The organism is Streptomyces sp. NPDC006294, assembly GCF_042870895.1.
In the GTDB taxonomy this organism is placed as follows: Bacteria; Actinomycetota; Actinomycetes; order Streptomycetales; family Streptomycetaceae; genus Streptomyces.
In genome coordinates, this window is the sequence record NZ_JBIAHV010000016.1 from 157,860 (window position 1) to 172,148 (window position 14,289).

The following is a 14,289-nucleotide window of genomic DNA, read 5'->3' on the forward strand; positions in this document are numbered from 1 at the left end:
TGAACGGCACAGGCCGGTCACGACTCGTCGTCGGACTCCACCAACTCCTCGCGCAGCTCGTCCTCGTCGAAGACGGAGCTGACGTCGAACCGGCAGACGACCCGCTCGGGGTCCGCCTGGTCGAAGGGCACGCTCAGCCACTCCCCCGGCTCCGGCAGCTCGTCCGCGGCGGCCACCCACAGCGTGGAGTCGCCCTCCTCGAGACCGAACTCCTTGTGCCGTGAGGCGATTTCGTCCGGTTCGAACTCGCCGAAGAGCACCCCGAGGGCCGCGTGCACGCTGGTGCCGACGACCGGCGCGGTCAGCACGCTCTCGTCCCCGTCCCGGTCGAGGTCCGCGATGCGCTGCGCCTGCGCCAGCAGCCGCTTGGGCTCCACCACGGCGTAGTCCCGGCGGATCAGGACGCTCAGCGCATTCGGCTCCTCGGGTCCCGCGTACGGCGGCAGGGAATCGTCCGCGCCGGGGATCTCGAAGGGGGTCACCTCGTCATAGCGGTCGTAGAGCCGCTCGTCGTACGCCTCGGCGGCCGCGGCGAGCTCGTTGAAGGCTTCGTAGACGGCCGGGTCGTCGTCTCCGGTGCGGTTCTCGACCGCCTCGAGGTGACGGTCCAGTGCGGCTTTGACCGCCTCGGCGGCGGCACGTACCTCGGCAGCGGTGGGCTGCGCAGCATCAGACATAGTGCAGACGCTATCCGTACCGGGGCGCTGCACGCACAATAGATGCGATGCCGGAATACGAATTTGTCGACGTGTACGTGGCGCGCGGGGTCTCCCGCAAGGAAGCGACCCGTCTGCTGACCGACCATGCCGAGTACGGACACTGGGAGTTGGACCGACTGACCTTGCACCGCGACGGCAGCCGCAGAGTGCGGCTGCGCCGGCGCATCATCCGCCAGGTGCGAGCCACCTGGTGATCAGGGCCGGTGCCCAGGCACGGAGGGAGCGGGCCCCGCGACGCGGGGTCCGCTCCTCGGTGAACGACACGGCCGGGCCCATGACCGGGCCGGGTCCGGGGCGCGCCTACGCGGCGGTGCGGGACCGGCGGTAGAGCAGCGCTCCCGCGAGCAGCAGGCCCACGCCTGCCGGCGCCGCGACGTCGAGCGCGTCCATGCCGGTCGCCGCGAGTTCACCGCCGCCGCCACCGGGCGTCACGGTCTGGGCGCCCGGAGTGTTCGGCTTGCCCGGGGTCTCCGGGGTCTCCGGGGTCTCCGGGGTCTCCGGGGTCTCCGGGGTCTCCGGGGTGTTGGGCTCGGTGGGCTTGCCGGGCTCCTCCGGACCGCCGGGCGGGGTGCCACCCGAGTCGTTCGTGCAGTCGTTGCCGAACGAGGGGTTGAGCAGACCGCCGACTGTGATGCTGTTGCCGCAGGCGTTGACCGGTACGTCGACCGGCGCCTGGACGTTGTTGCCGGAGCCGACGCCGGGTGAGTTGCTCGTCGTGCCGTCCGCCCCGGAGCCACCGCCGCCGCCCGGGCCTGACCCGGAGACGTTGGCGCACTCGTTGCCGAACGTCGGGTTGAGGAGCCCGACGACGTCCACGGTGTTGCCGCAGACGTTGACCGGAACGTGCACCGGCGCCTGGACCGAGTTGCCGGACGCTACGCCCGGCGAGTTCGAGGCGTCTCCGTGCGCCCCGGCGTCCGCCTGCGCGTAGCCGCCGCCGAGGGCGAGTACGCCGCCTGCGGCGGCCACGGTGATCAGGCCTTTACGCGTGACCTGTCGCATGTCTTGATGCCCTGCCTTCCAGCTTCACGAATCCCCTGGGCCCATGCCCGGGGGTTGGAAGAAACGGGCGGCTCCGGAGTGCATGGCGCGCACTCCGGAGCCGCCCGGATTCACTGCCGGCCCGCTGTGGGCCGGGCCGCAACGTCAGGCGTTGACGCAGGTGTTGCCGAAGGCGGGGTTCAGCAGGCCGATGACGTTGACCGTGTTGCCACAGACGTTCACGGGCACGTGGACCGGCACCTGAAGCAGGTTGCCCGACAGAACGCCGGGGGAGCCCACAGCGGCACCGTGAGCGCCCGCGTCGGCCATGGCCATGCCCGCACCGGCGAGCAGCAGACCGCTGGTGGCAGCCGCAGTCGCGACGACCTTCTTGATCATTATTCCTCCTGTTGGCAAATGCGGTCCCAGCCGCGGACCGCAACACCTGTAACGAGGAGGAGCCACCGGGGCTACGAGTCGCCACCCCCATTCACTCTTTCAAGTCATCTACGTACGTGCTGGCGATTATCGGAGCGTCATCCGAACAGGCCCCGGCACGGCCTCCGCGGCCCCCTCGGCACCGGCCACACCCCCGTACAGGAGGTCAGCACTGATCGATGAACCGGTCGAGGACCCGCACGCCGAACTTCAGGCCGTCCACCGGCACCCGCTCGTCCACGCCGTGGAACATCCCGGCGAAGTCCAGCTCCGGCGGCAGCTTGAGCGGCGCGAAACCGAAGCAGCGGATGCCGAGATCGTCGAAGGACTTGGCGTCGGTGCCGCCTGAGAGCATGTACGGCACGGCCCTCGCGATCGGGTCCTCCGCCTTCAGCGCCACCTGCATGGCGTCCACCAGCGCCCCGTCGAAGCTGGTCTCCAGCGCCTTGTCGCCGTGCACGTCCTCGCGCCTGACCCGGGGGCCGAGCAGCCGGTCCAGCTCGGTGAGGAACTCCTCCTCGTAGCCCGGCAGGAAACGGCCGTCCACGTGCGCGGTCGCCTGGCCGGGGATGACGTTCACCTTGTAGCCTGCGCCGAGCATGGTGGGGGCCGCGGAGTTGCGCAGGGTGGCGCCGACCATCTTGGCGATACCGCCGAGCTTGGCGAGGGTCGCGTCCATGTCCTCGGGGTCGAGCGGGGTGCCGAGGGCGTCGGACAGCTCGTCCAGGAAGGACCGCACGGTCTTGGTGACCCGCACCGGCCAGGTGTGGCGGCCGAGCCGGCCGACGGCCTCGCACAGCTCGGTGATGGCGTTGTCGTTGTTGGTCATCGAGCCGTGGCCGGCGGTGCCGTCCACGGTCAGGCGCATCCAGTGCATGCCCTTCTGGGCCGTCTCCACGAGATACAGCCGCAGGTTCTCGTTGACGGTGAAGGAGAAGCCGCCGACCTCGCCGATCGCCTCGGTGACGCCCTCGAAGAGGGCCGGGTGCTTGTCGACCAGATACCGGGCGCCGTAGGTGCCGCCGGCCTCCTCGTCGGCGAGGAAGGCGAGGACGATGTCGCGCGGGGGCTTGCGGCCGCTGCGCAGCCTGTCCCGTACGACCGCGAGCGTCATCGCGTCCATGTCCTTCATGTCGACCGCGCCCCGGCCCCACACGCAGTCCTCGGCGATCTCGCCGGAGAACGGGTGGTGGGTCCAGTCGTCCGCGTTCGCGGGGACCACGTCGAGGTGGCCGTGGATGAGCAGCGCGGGCCGGGACGGGTCCTCGCCCTCGATGCGGGCCACGGTGGAGGCGCGCCCCTTGTGGGACTCGAGGATCCGCGGCTCCAGCCCGACCTCGGCGAGCATCGAAGCGACGTACTCGGCCGCGGCGCGCTCACCGGGCCCGGAGTGGTCGCCGTAGTTGCTGGTGTCGATCCTGATCAGCTCACGGCAGAGATCGACGACCTCGTCCTCGCCCGTGACCGCCCGGGCTGTGTTCGACTCGCTCACGCTGATTCCTCCCGCTGTCGCTGCTGGTGGTTAGGGCTCATCCTCTCGCCATCGTGCCTCGCGGCCCAAGGGCGGCCACCGGCCTCTGCCCGGCGGGCGGCGGGTGCGGGGGCGTGATCGAGCGGTGTCGAATGTTTGCTATGGTTTTCCACGTCGGGAACGGCCCAGGGCCGCGAGACAGACACCTTGTCCGGGTGGCGGAATGGCAGACGCGCTAGCTTGAGGTGCTAGTGCCCTTTATCGGGCGTGGGGGTTCAAGTCCCCCCTCGGACACCGGCAAGGACCCCAGTTCACCTGGGGTCTTTTGCATTTGTGGGCGGTGGCGTGACCAACCATGTGACCAACGGCACAGCGAACCCCCAGGTCAGACCAGGGACGACATCGAACATCCACCGGTCGGTTCCCGACAGCGGCAGCGCGTAGTCGCCCTGGGTGACGTCCAGGACGCGGATGTCCTCCCCGGCCTGGATGTTGCCGGGGATACGTACCCGGTCGGCGGCTGCCGCACGATCCGTACGCGCTTGACGCCCTCCGGCCTCACCCCGGCAAGGCCCCGCAGGGCCCGCAGGGTCTTCGTGCGATGCGCGATCGATTCGACCGTCCGGACGGTCGGCCGGTGGATCGGGCGAGAGACAGGCGGAACAGTGCGCGATCGACTCCTCGACGCCGTGGAGCGGCTGCTGGTCAAGGGCGGTGTGGACGCGGTCCGGCTGGACGCCGTCGCCGCGGAGGCGGGCGTGAGCAAGGGCGGTCTGCTCCACCACTTCCCGAGCAAGCGCGCTCTCGTCTCGGGTGTGGTGCAGCGGCTGGTCGACAGGTTCGAGGCGGGGCTGCCGGGCCCGAGGTGCGTACAAGGACTTCGACGACCCGGTGATGAGCGACTGGGGCTACTCGTTCCTGCCGCTGGACGTGGCCGCCGGCGCGACCGGGCTCGCGGCCCTGTATCTGCTGCGCGCCAAGGGCGCCGGACGCTTCGCCCGCCACCGGTCCGCGTGGCGGGCGCTGATGTAGGTGTCACTGACGCTGAGGAGCACCGCGGGCCCGCAGGCCGTGGTGTTCTGGGCGCTGCGCGGGGACTGGTCGGTCACCTGGTGGGTGCCCAAGCTCTTCCTGCTGCTGTTCCCGTCCCCCCGATCGTGCTGCTGATGCGGCAGGAGACCGGCCGCGACGGCCGGGACCGGGCCCGGACGCCCGGTTCGGTGGGCCTACAGTCTCATCGGTGAGACGCAGAAACCGGGCGGCCGTCCCCGCCCCGCTCCCCCAGCGCGACGGCATCGACCCTGTGCGGCTGCGGCTGCCGGAGGACCCCGGCGGCCGCTGGCCCACCGTGCGCGACCATCTGCTGGACCGGTACGGGGCAGCCGTCGGCCCCGCCCGGGTGGAGTCGATGCTGCGGGACGGACGCTTCGTCGGCACGGACGGCCCGGTCGCCGGGGACGAGCCGTACACGGCGGGACGCCTTCTCTGGTTCCACCGGGACTTCCCCGCGGAGCGGCCGGTGCCCTTCGGGATCGGGATCGTGCACCGCGACGAGCACATCGTGATCGCCGACAAGCCGCACTTCCTCGCCACCACGCCGCGCGGCGGCCATGTGAAGGAGACGGCCGTGGCCCGGCTGCGCCGCGATCTGGGGCTGCCGGCGCTGCAGCCCGCGCACCGGCTGGACCGGCTGACGGCGGGCCTGGTGCTCTTCGTGGACCGGGGCGCGTACCAGACGATGTTCCGCGACCGGCGGGTGCGCAAGGAGTACGAGGCGCTCGCGCCCCACGACCCTGCGGTGGCGCTGCCCCGGACCGTGCGGAGCCGGATCGTCAAGGAGCGCGGGGTGCTCGCGGCACGGGAGGTGCCCGGCGAGCCGAACAGCGAGACCCGGATCGAGCTGCTCGGCGCGGACGGCGGGACCGGCCGGTACCGGCTGCTGCCGGCCACCGGCCGTACCCATCAGCTGCGGGTCCATATGAACGGTCTGGGGCTGCCGATCCTGAACGACCCGCTGTTCCCGGTCGTACTGCCCGAGGCGCCGGAGGACTTCTGCCGTCCGCTGCAACTGCTGGCGAGGGCCCTGGAGTTCACCGATCCGGTCACCGGGGAGCGGCGGCGGTTCGAGAGCCGGCTGAGGCTGGCTCAGTGGCCCCGGCGCACCCACTCCTGAAGGTGCGGCGCCTCGGCGCCGATGGTGGTGGTGCCGCCGTGGCCGGTGCGGACGACGGTGTCCGGCGGCAGGGTGAGGAGCCGGTCGCGGATGGAGTCGATGATGGTCGGGAAGTGGGAGAACGACCGCCCGGTCGCGCCCGGACCGCCCTGGAACAGCGTGTCGCCGCTGAACACGGTGGCGAGGCCGGGGGCGTGGAGGCAGACGGCGCCGGGGGCGTGACCGGGAGTGTGCAGCACGGTCAGGGCGGTGCCGGCGACCGTGATCACCATGCCGTCGGTGAGGTCCCCGTCGGGGGCGCGTTCCGGGTGGGTCTGCTTCCACAGGGGCAGGTCGTCCGGGTGGAGCAGGATCGGCGCGCCGGTGGCGGCGGCGAGCGCCGGGGCCACGTCGATGTGGTCGTTGTGCGCATGGGTGCAGACGACGGCGCGCAGCGTACGGCCGCCGAGCGCCGCGAGGATGGCCTCCGCGTCGTGGGCGGCGTCGACGACGATCGCCTCGGTGTCATCGCCGACGATCCAGACGTTGTTGTCGACGTCCCAGGTGCCGCCGTCGAGCGAGAAGGTGCCGGAGGTGACCAGGTGGTCGATACGGGCCGCCATCAGAGCCGCACCACCGATCGCAGCACGTCGCCCTCGTGCATCCGGGCGAACGCCTTCTCGACGTCCCCGAGCCCGATGGTCTCCGTGACGAACGCGCCGAGGTCGATACGGCCCTGCTGGTGCAGGTCGATCAGCATCGGGAAGTCACGGGAGGGCAGGCAGTCGCCGTACCAGGACGACTTGAGCGCCCCGCCGCGGCCGAAGACGTCCAGGAGCGGCAGTTCGAGCTTCATGTCCGGGGTCGGGACGCCGACCAGGACGACGGTGCCGGCCAGGTCGCGGGCGTAGAAGGCCTGTTCGTACGTCTCCGGGCGGCCGACGGCCTCGATGACGACGTCCGCGCCGAAGCCGCCGGTGAGTTCGCGGATCGCCTCGACGGCGTCGCCGGTACGGGAGTTGACGGTGTGGGTGGCGCCCATCCGCTTCGCGGTCGCCAGCTTGCGGTCGTCGATGTCGACGGCGATGATCGTCGCCGCTCCGGCGAGCCGGGCGCCGACGACGGCCGCGTCCCCGACGCCGCCGCAGCCGATCACGGCCACCGAGTCGCCGCGGCCGACCTGGCCGGTGTTGATGGCGGCGCCGATGCCGGCCATCACCCCGCAGCCGAGCAGGCCGGCCACGGCCGGGGAGACCGCCGGGTCGACCTTGGTGCACTGGCCGGCGGCGACCAGGGTCTTCTCGGCGAATGCGCCGATGCCGAGGGCGGGCGACAGTTCGGCGCCCGACTCGGCGAGGGTCATCTTCTGCTTCGCGTTGTGGGTGTCGAAGCAGTACCAGGGCCGGCCGCGCAGACACGCCCGGCACCGGCCGCACACCGCGCGCCAGTTGAGGATCACGAAGTCCCCGGGCGCGACCTCGGTGACGCCGTCGCCGACCGACTCCACGACGCCCGCGGCCTCGTGGCCCAGGAGGAACGGGAACTCGTCGTTGATCCCGCCCTGCTTGTAGTGCAGGTCGGTGTGGCAGACACCGCAGGCCTGCACCTTGACCACGGCCTCGCCCGGGCCCGGGTCGGGGATCGTGATCGTCTCCACCCGCACCGGTTCGTTCCTTCCGGGTGCGATCACACCTTGCACCTGCTGCGGCATCGCAGTACCTGCCCCTTCTCGCGCAGTTGACGTCGTCACCCACTATGACCCGTGAAGTCACGGCGCGAGGACGTCGAGCTCCTGAAGGGCGCCCACGGCGATCTCCCGGGTGAGCCGCTCGGCCCGTTCGGCGTCGCCCTCGCGGACGGCCTCGGCGACCTGCACATGCAGGGTGACCGCCGCCGGGTCGGGGTCGTCGAACATCACATGGTGGTGGGTGCGGCCGGCGAGTACCTCGGCGACGACGTCACCGAGCCGGGCGAACATCTCGTTGCCGGAGGCGTTGAGCACCACCCGGTGGAAGGCGATGTCGTGTTTCAGATACCCCTCGAGCTGCTGGCCCCGGGAGGTCGCGACCATGCCGAGGGCCTCCTCGGTCAGCGCCGCGCACTGCTCGGGGGTCGCGTTCACGGCGGCGAGGCCGGCCGCGACCGGTTCGACCGCGGAGCGCAGCACGGTGAGCGAGCGCAGCTGACGTGGGCGGTCGCGGCCGGCGAGCCGCCAGCGGATGACGCGGGGGTCGAAGACGTTCCACTCCTCGGTGGGGCGCACCGTGACGCCGACGCGGCGCCGTGACTCCACGAGGTGCATGGACTCCAGGACGCGTACGACTTCCCGGACGACGGTGCGCGACACGTCGAAGCGCTGGGCCACCTCGTCGGTGCGCACCACGCTGCCCTGCGGATACTCGCCCGCGGTGATCGCCAGACCGAGGGTGTCGAGCACGTGCGTGTGGAGCCCTCGGCCTTCTGTGGTCATGGACAAAGGGTACGGCGCGTGATCACCACCGAACGCCCTGGAAACAAAAAGTATGACGTTTACATCTCACCCCCTTGAATATGTCGTACCTAATAGGTTTCAGTAGCGCGACGGACCGACGTCGATGTCGACGAGGACAGCGAGGAACGTAATGAGCACCCCCCACGTCATCGTGGTGATGGGCGTGGCAGGAACCGGCAAGACCACGATCGGGCCCCTGCTCGCCGCCACTCTGGGCGTCCCCTACGCCGAGGGCGACGACTTCCACCCGCCGGCGAACATCGCCAAGATGTCGGCCGGCGTCCCGCTGGACGACGAGGACCGCCGGCCGTGGCTCGACGCCATCGGCGCGTGGGCCCACGGCAGGGCGGGGCTCGGCGGAGTGGTCTCCAGCTCCGCGCTCAAGCGTGAGTACCGTGACCGGCTGCGGGCGGCAGCGCCCGACGCCGCGTTCCTCCACCTCACCGGCAGCCGCGAGCTCATCGAGCGGCGGATGGCGGAGCGCAAGGGGCACTTCATGCCCACCGCGCTGCTCGACTCCCAGTTCGCCGCCCTTCAGCCGCTGGAGGACGACGAGGCGGGCGTCGCCGTCGATGTGTCCGGAAGTCCCGAAGAAATCACCGAACGGGCCGTCGCCGCGCTGCGCAGGCTCGAAGACTAAGGAATCACCGTGACCAGTCTCAGCGTCGAGTCGCTGGCAGCGGACACCGTCGAACCGATCACCTCGGCGGGTAACGCACAGCTCGGCATCGCCGTCCTCGCGGGCATCGCCGCCATCGTGCTGCTCATCACCCGGTTCAAGCTGCACCCCTTCCTCGCCCTGACCATCGGGTCGCTCGCGCTCGGCGCGCTCGCCGGGGCGCCGCTGGACGCGGCCCTCGTCTCCTTCACCACCGGTCTCGGCTCGACCGTCGCGGGCGTCGGCGTACTGATCGCCCTCGGCGCGATACTCGGCAAGCTGCTCGCCGACTCCGGCGGCGGCGACCAGATCGTCGACACGATCCTCGCCAGGGCGAGCGGGCGCTCCATGCCGTGGGCGATGGTGCTGATCGCCTCCATCATCGGACTTCCGCTCTTCTTCGAGGTCGGCATCGTCCTGCTGATCCCGGTCGTGCTGATGGTCGCCAAGCGCGGCAACTACTCGCTGATGCGGATCGGCATCCCGGCGCTGGCCGGACTCTCCGTGATGCACGGCCTCATCCCGCCGCACCCCGGCCCGCTCGTGGCCATCGACGCCATCGGCGCCAACCTCGGCGTGACGCTGGCGCTCGGCCTCGTCGTCGCCGTGCCGACGGTGATCGTCGCCGGTCCGGTGTTCTCCAAGTACGCCGCGCGCTGGGTCGACATCCCCGCACCCGAGAAGATGCTGCCGCAGCGTCCGTCGGAGGACCTGGAGAAGCGTCCCGGCTTCGGCGCGACCGTGGCCACGGTCCTGCTGCCCGTCGTCCTGATGATGGCGAAGGCCCTGGTCGACATCGTCGTGGACGACCCCGAGCACACCGTCCAGCGGGTCACCGACGTCATCGGCTCGCCGCTGATCGCGCTCCTGGCCGCCGTGATCGCCGGCCTGTTCACCCTGGGGCGCGCCGCCGGATTCGCCAGGGACCGCCTCGCGTCGACCGTCGAGAAGTCGCTCGCCCCGATCGCCGGCGTGCTGCTCATCGTCGGCGCCGGCGGCGGCTTCAAGCAGACGCTGATCGACATCGGCGTCGGCCGGATGATCCTGGACTTCTCCGAGAACTGGGCCATCCCGACGCTGCTGCTCGCCTGGCTGATCGCCGTGGCGATCCGGCTGGCGACCGGCTCCGCGACCGTGGCGACGATCTCCGCGGCCGGCCTGGTCGCCCCGCTCGCCGCCGACATGTCGACCTCCCACGCCGCCCTGCTGGTCCTGGCGATCGGCGCGGGCTCGCTCTTCTTCAGCCACGTCAACGACGCCGGCTTCTGGCTGGTGAAGGAGTACTTCGGCATGAGCGTCGGCCAGACGATCAAGACCTGGTCGGTGATGGAGACGATCATCTCGGTCGTCGGCATCGTCTTCGTGCTGCTGCTGTCACTCGTCCTCTAGCCACCGCGGGTGACGCTCCCGCGACCATCGGCGCTCGACCGACCCGGTGCGCATGCCACGGCGTGCCTCCGGGTCGGCGAGCGCCATCGCGATGTGTCCGGCGATCGCGATCCCGACCGCGAGCGACAGCCAGTCGTGCACGAACGTCGCGCTCGTACGCCATACCAGCGGCGTGAGTCCGGTGAACCACATCAGCAGTCCGGTCCCGAGCATGACCAGCACCGCGCCGGCGATCCAGGCGGCGTAGATCTTCTGCCCGGCGTTGAACTTGCCCGCCGGGCGCGCGTCCGGGCCGTACCGGCGGCGGCGTACAGCACGCAGCCACTCCCGGTCGTGCGGCGCGAAGCGGTTCAGCCGGCGCAGGTCCGCGCGGAACGGACGGGAGGCCAGTCCGAGCAGGAACGGCGCCGGCAGCAGCAGCCCCGACCACTCGTGGACGGTCACCACGAGGTGGCGGCGGCCGACGAGTTCCGCGAGCTGGGGTACGTAGAGCACGGCGGCGGTCGCGACGCAGATCAGCAGCAGGGCGGCGGTTGCGCGGTGCACCCAGCGCTCGCCGCGGCTGAACCGGCGTCTGCGGCCGGTCCGTTCAGACGGTGGGCGTGTCGCTGCGGCCGTTGGACCGGCCGACCCAGGCGTCGACGTCATAGCCCCGCTCCTCCCAGTAGCCGGGGCGGACGGCGTCGGTGACCGTGATCCCGGAGAGCCATTTCGCCGACTTGTAGAAGTACATCGGCGCCACATAGAGCCGGACCGGGCCGCCGTGCGAATGGCTCACCGGCTTGTCCTGCATCCGCAGCGCGACGAGGACGTCGTCACGGCGCGCCTGCGTGAGCGTCAGGCTCTCGCTGTACGTGCCGTCGAAGCAGGTGAAGCGGATCGCGCGGGCGGCCGGCCGCACGCCGGCGACGTCCAGCAGGTCGGAGAGCCGTACGCCCTCGAACGGCGTGTCCGGCACCCGCCACCCGGTGACGCACTGCACGTCCCGCACGACGCGGGTCTGCGGCATGGCCCGGAGGTCGGCGAGGGTGTACGTGGCCGGGTTCCGGACCAGGCCGTCGACGGTGAGGCGGTAGTCCTCGGCGTTCTTACGGGGGACGGACGAGGCGACGGAGTAGTAGCGGAAGCCGCCGCCGTTCGGGAGCAGGCCGGTGAGCCCGGTCGGGTCCTTGTCCGCGGCGGCGCCGAGGAAACTCTCCAGCCCGCGCTGCAGCGACGGCGCGGCGACGACTCCGGCGGCGCCGAGGCCGAGCATGCCGAGGACGAGGCGGCGGCCGAGCGGTTTTCCGGCGTGGTCGGCGTCCTCGGACGGGTCCGGGGCGGGGCCGGCGGGGCGGTCTGTGGTCACGCTTCGATTCGAGCACCCGGCCGCCGGCGGGTCCAGGGCCCGGCGTGGTCCGTCAGACTTCCGTCACACTCCGGCGAGCAGCGAGAACGTCCCCGGTGACGGCGCGCCCGCCACCCCGGAGCAGTGTGTTCCGTTTCTCTGTCGAAGATCTCGTGCACATGCCAACCCTTTGGTACGTTCCCGTCCGCCTCCCCCACCACGGATCGGGCAATGCTCCGGACAGGACGTCGCGCCCGCCCTTCGGCGCGCCTCCGGCCTGGTGCGGAGCTCCTACCCCACCGCGGCCGCCGCCGCCCGCCCCGCCGCACGCCCGGAGAAGAGGCAGCCGCCCAGGAACGTTCCCTCCAGCGACCGGTAGCCGTGGACGCCGCCGCCGCCGAAGCCCGCCGCCTCGCCCGCGGCGTACAGGCCGGTCAGCGGGGTGCCGGACGCGTCGAGGACGCGCGAGGACAGGTCCGTCTCGAGGCCGCCGAGCGACTTGCGGGTGAGGATGTTGAGGCGGACGGCGATCAGCGGGCCCGCCTTCGGGTCCAGCAGGCGGTGCGGCGCGGCCGTGCGGATCAACTTGTCGCCGAGGTACTTGCGGGCACCCCGGATCGCCGTGACCTGGAGGTCCTTGGTGAACGGGTTGGCGATCTCCCGGTCCCGCGCGGTGATCTCGTGCCGCAGCTCCGCCTCGTCGATCAGATCGTCGCCGGTGAGCCGGTTCATGCCGCGCACCAGCGCGCCGAGGTCCTTCTCCACGACGAAGTCGACGCCCTTGTCCATGAACGCCTTCACCGGCGCCGGCACGTCCGCCCTGGCCCGTACGAAGACGTCCCGGACGGACTTGCCCGTCAGGTCCGGGTTCTGCTCGGAGCCCGACAGCGCGAACTCCTTGCCGATGATCTTCTGGTCGAGGACGAACCAGGTGTAGCCGTGGCCGGTGCGCATGATGTGGTCGAGCGTGCCGAGGGTGTCGAAGCCGGGGAACAGCGGCACCGGCAGCCGCTTGCCGCGTGCGTCCAGCCAGAGGCTGGACGGGCCGGGCAGGATCCGGATGCCGTGCCTGGCCCAGATCGGGTTCCAGTTCTCGATGCCCTCGGTGTAGTGCCACATCCGGTCGCGGTTGATGTGGCTGGCGCCGGCGCCCTCCGCGATGCCGAGCATCAGGCCGTCGACGTGCGCGGGAACGCCGGAGAGCAGTTTCTCCGGCGGGGTGCCCAGCCGCTCCGGCCACTGGGCGCGCACGAGGTCGTGGTTGCCGCCGATCCCCCCGGACGTGACGACGACCGCCTGCGCCGTGAGCTCGAAGGCCCCGGTCACCTCACGGCTGCTCGCCGCGCCCCGCTCCGCGTCGGACGGCCGGAGGATCTCGCCGGTGACGGTGTCGATGCCGCCCGCGCTGCTGCCGAGGCCGGTGACCCGGTGCCGGAACCTGAGCTGTACGAGGCCCTTCGCGACACCCTCGCGGACCCGGCGCTCGAACGGGGCGACCAGACCGGGGCCGGTGCCCCAGGTGATGTGGAAGCGCGGCACCGAGTTGCCGTGCCCGTTCGCGTCGTAGCCGCCGCGCTCCGCCCAGCCGACGACGGGGAAGAACCGCACGCCCCGGCCGTGCAGCCAGGCCCGCTTCTCACCGGCCGCGAAGTCGACGTACGCCTCGGCCCACCGGCGCGGCCAGTGGTCCTCCTCCCGGTCGAAACCGGCGGTGCCCAGCCAGTCCTGGAGGGCCAGGGCGTGGCTGTCCTTGATGCGCATCCGGCGCTGCTCGGGCGAGTCGACGAAGAACAGCCCGCCGAAGGACCAGTGGGCCTGCCCGCCGATGGACTGCTCGGGCTCCTGGTCCAGCAGGATGACCTTCCGTCCGGCGTCGACGAGCTCGGCGGTGGCCACGAGGCCGGCGAGTCCCGCCCCGATCACGATCACGTCAGCGTCGTACGCCATGGTCTTCCATTCGTCGGTCGGGCCGGTGGGACCCGATCTTCCTTACGGGCGAGTAACTCGTCAATGGCGGCGTACCCCGGTGCTTGGATGGGCGCATGACTGAGATGCGGTCCGCGGAAGAGATCCTCGACATCGTCGACGAGCACGACCGGGTGGTCGGGCAGGCGGCGCGCGGCGACGCGTACGCCCGCGGGCTGCGCCACCGGTGCGCGTTCATCCTCGCCAGGGACGCGGCCGGGCGGATCTTCGTGCACCGGCGCACCGCCACGAAGCTGGTCTTCCCGTCGATGTACGACATGTTCGTGGGCGGGGTGGTGGGCGCCGGCGAGAGCTATGACGAGGCCGCGCTGCGGGAGGCGGAGGAGGAGCTCGGGGTGCGCGGGCTCCCGCGGCCGGTGCCGCTGTTCAAGTTCCTGTACGAGGGCGAGAGCCGGACGGACGGCGGCCCAGGGCCGGCGTGGTGGTCACAGGTCTACGAGGTGCGCTGCGAGCTGCCCGTGGACCCGCAGCGGGAGGAGGTCGCCTGGCACGGGTTCCTCACGGACGCCGAGCTCGAGGCGCGGCTGGGCGAGTGGGACTGGACGCCGGACGGGCTGGCCGCCTACGAGCGGCTCAGGGCGCACCGGGCTTCCTAATGTTGTTGTCAAGCGGTCGCCGTCACCGGCGGTGTCACTTCGTAGCGTCGTCGGTCACGGATCAGAGCCCATATGACGTTG

Annotated in this window: 15 protein-coding genes, 1 tRNA gene and 1 pseudogene; 7 read left to right on the forward strand and 10 right to left on the reverse strand. The window is 71.4% G+C overall.

The annotated features are described in order from the left end of the window. Positions 1–17: 17 nt before the first annotated feature. Complete coding sequence (locus tag ACFYOP_RS26870; protein ID WP_356895200.1) at positions 18–677, reverse strand: hypothetical protein; 660 nt, start codon at positions 675–677, stop codon at positions 18–20. 47 nt (positions 678–724) lie between these two features. Between ACFYOP_RS26870 and ACFYOP_RS26875 the strand changes: the two genes are divergently transcribed. Further along, positions 725–913: a DUF5703 family protein gene (locus tag ACFYOP_RS26875; protein ID WP_356895202.1), complete on the forward strand. Its 189-nt coding sequence runs from the start codon at positions 725–727 to the stop codon at positions 911–913. Positions 914–1,019: 106 nt separating this feature from the next. Here ACFYOP_RS26875 and ACFYOP_RS26880 read toward each other — a convergent pair whose 3' ends face one another. The 3 genes from ACFYOP_RS26880 to ACFYOP_RS26890 all read right to left on the reverse strand — a co-directional run bounded on the left by ACFYOP_RS26880 (position 1,020) and on the right by ACFYOP_RS26890 (position 3,630). Continuing rightward, entirely contained in the window at positions 1,020–1,721 is a 702-nt protein-coding gene (locus ACFYOP_RS26880) for a chaplin (protein WP_356895204.1), read from the reverse strand. Between the two features lie 144 nt (positions 1,722–1,865). Beyond that, positions 1,866–2,099 (reverse strand): chaplin, encoded by a 234-nt coding sequence (locus ACFYOP_RS26885; protein WP_356895206.1) that lies wholly within the window; start codon positions 2,097–2,099, stop codon positions 1,866–1,868. Between the two features lie 205 nt (positions 2,100–2,304). Continuing rightward, on the reverse strand, positions 2,305–3,630 hold the full coding sequence (locus tag ACFYOP_RS26890) for a M20/M25/M40 family metallo-hydrolase (RefSeq protein ID WP_356895208.1): 1,326 nt from the start codon (positions 3,628–3,630) through the stop codon (positions 2,305–2,307). A gap of 188 nt (positions 3,631–3,818) precedes the next feature. Here ACFYOP_RS26890 and ACFYOP_RS26895 point away from each other — a divergent pair. The 3 genes and pseudogenes from ACFYOP_RS26895 (at position 3,819) to ACFYOP_RS26905 (ending at position 5,782) form a co-directional block, all read left to right on the forward strand. Further along, a tRNA-Leu gene (locus ACFYOP_RS26895) sits at positions 3,819–3,903 on the forward strand. 600 nt (positions 3,904–4,503) lie between these two features. After that, positions 4,504–4,776, forward strand: a pseudogene (locus tag ACFYOP_RS26900) (DUF5360 family protein). A 73-nt stretch (positions 4,777–4,849) separates the two neighbouring features. Next, positions 4,850–5,782 (forward strand): pseudouridine synthase, encoded by a 933-nt coding sequence (locus tag ACFYOP_RS26905; RefSeq protein ID WP_356895211.1) that lies wholly within the window; start codon positions 4,850–4,852, stop codon positions 5,780–5,782. Here ACFYOP_RS26905 and ACFYOP_RS26910 read toward each other — a convergent pair. Genes ACFYOP_RS26910 through ACFYOP_RS26920 form a run of 3 tightly spaced genes read right to left on the reverse strand, consistent with a single transcriptional unit; the run spans position 5,755 to position 8,231 of the window. Next, on the reverse strand, positions 5,755–6,384 hold the full coding sequence (locus ACFYOP_RS26910) for an MBL fold metallo-hydrolase (RefSeq protein WP_356895213.1): 630 nt from the start codon (positions 6,382–6,384) through the stop codon (positions 5,755–5,757). The two genes, ACFYOP_RS26905 and ACFYOP_RS26910, sit on opposite strands and share 28 nt — an antisense overlap. Then, entirely contained in the window at positions 6,384–7,472 is a 1,089-nt protein-coding gene (locus tag ACFYOP_RS26915; protein WP_356895215.1) for an S-(hydroxymethyl)mycothiol dehydrogenase, read from the reverse strand. Before ACFYOP_RS26915 ends, ACFYOP_RS26910 begins: the two co-directional genes overlap by 1 nt. Before the next feature lie 57 nt (positions 7,473–7,529). Further along, a complete protein-coding gene (locus ACFYOP_RS26920; protein ID WP_356895217.1) occupies positions 7,530–8,231 on the reverse strand; it encodes an FCD domain-containing protein in 702 nt (233 codons plus the stop codon). 151 nt (positions 8,232–8,382) lie between these two features. On the opposite strand from ACFYOP_RS26920, the gene ACFYOP_RS26925 reads away from it, so the two are divergent. Both ACFYOP_RS26925 and ACFYOP_RS26930 read left to right on the forward strand, forming a co-directional pair. Further along, positions 8,383–8,892, forward strand: coding sequence for a gluconokinase (locus tag ACFYOP_RS26925; RefSeq protein WP_356895219.1), 510 nt, complete (start codon positions 8,383–8,385; stop codon positions 8,890–8,892). 9 nt (positions 8,893–8,901) lie between these two features. Next, the gene (locus ACFYOP_RS26930) at positions 8,902–10,299 is read left to right on the forward strand and encodes a gluconate:H+ symporter (RefSeq protein WP_356895221.1); all 1,398 of its coding nucleotides are present in this window, start codon (positions 8,902–8,904) and stop codon (positions 10,297–10,299) included. On the opposite strand, the gene ACFYOP_RS26935 is transcribed toward ACFYOP_RS26930, so the two are convergent. The 3 genes from ACFYOP_RS26935 to ACFYOP_RS26945 form a co-directional block, all read right to left on the reverse strand. After that, positions 10,285–10,947, reverse strand: coding sequence for a cytochrome b/b6 domain-containing protein (locus ACFYOP_RS26935; protein WP_356895223.1), 663 nt, complete (start codon positions 10,945–10,947; stop codon positions 10,285–10,287). The genes ACFYOP_RS26930 and ACFYOP_RS26935 overlap by 15 nt on opposite strands. After that, on the reverse strand, positions 10,889–11,554 hold the full coding sequence (locus ACFYOP_RS26940; protein ID WP_356895235.1) for a molybdopterin-dependent oxidoreductase: 666 nt from the start codon (positions 11,552–11,554) through the stop codon (positions 10,889–10,891). The genes ACFYOP_RS26935 and ACFYOP_RS26940 overlap by 59 nt, the downstream gene beginning before the upstream one ends. A 363-nt stretch (positions 11,555–11,917) precedes the next feature. Continuing rightward, a complete protein-coding gene (locus ACFYOP_RS26945) occupies positions 11,918–13,573 on the reverse strand; it encodes an FAD-binding dehydrogenase (protein ID WP_356895225.1) in 1,656 nt (551 codons plus the stop codon). A 104-nt stretch (positions 13,574–13,677) separates the two neighbouring features. Between ACFYOP_RS26945 and ACFYOP_RS26950 the strand changes: the two genes are divergently transcribed. After that, entirely contained in the window at positions 13,678–14,208 is a 531-nt protein-coding gene (locus ACFYOP_RS26950) for an NUDIX domain-containing protein (RefSeq protein WP_356895237.1), read from the forward strand. Positions 14,209–14,289: the final 81 nt, after the last annotated feature.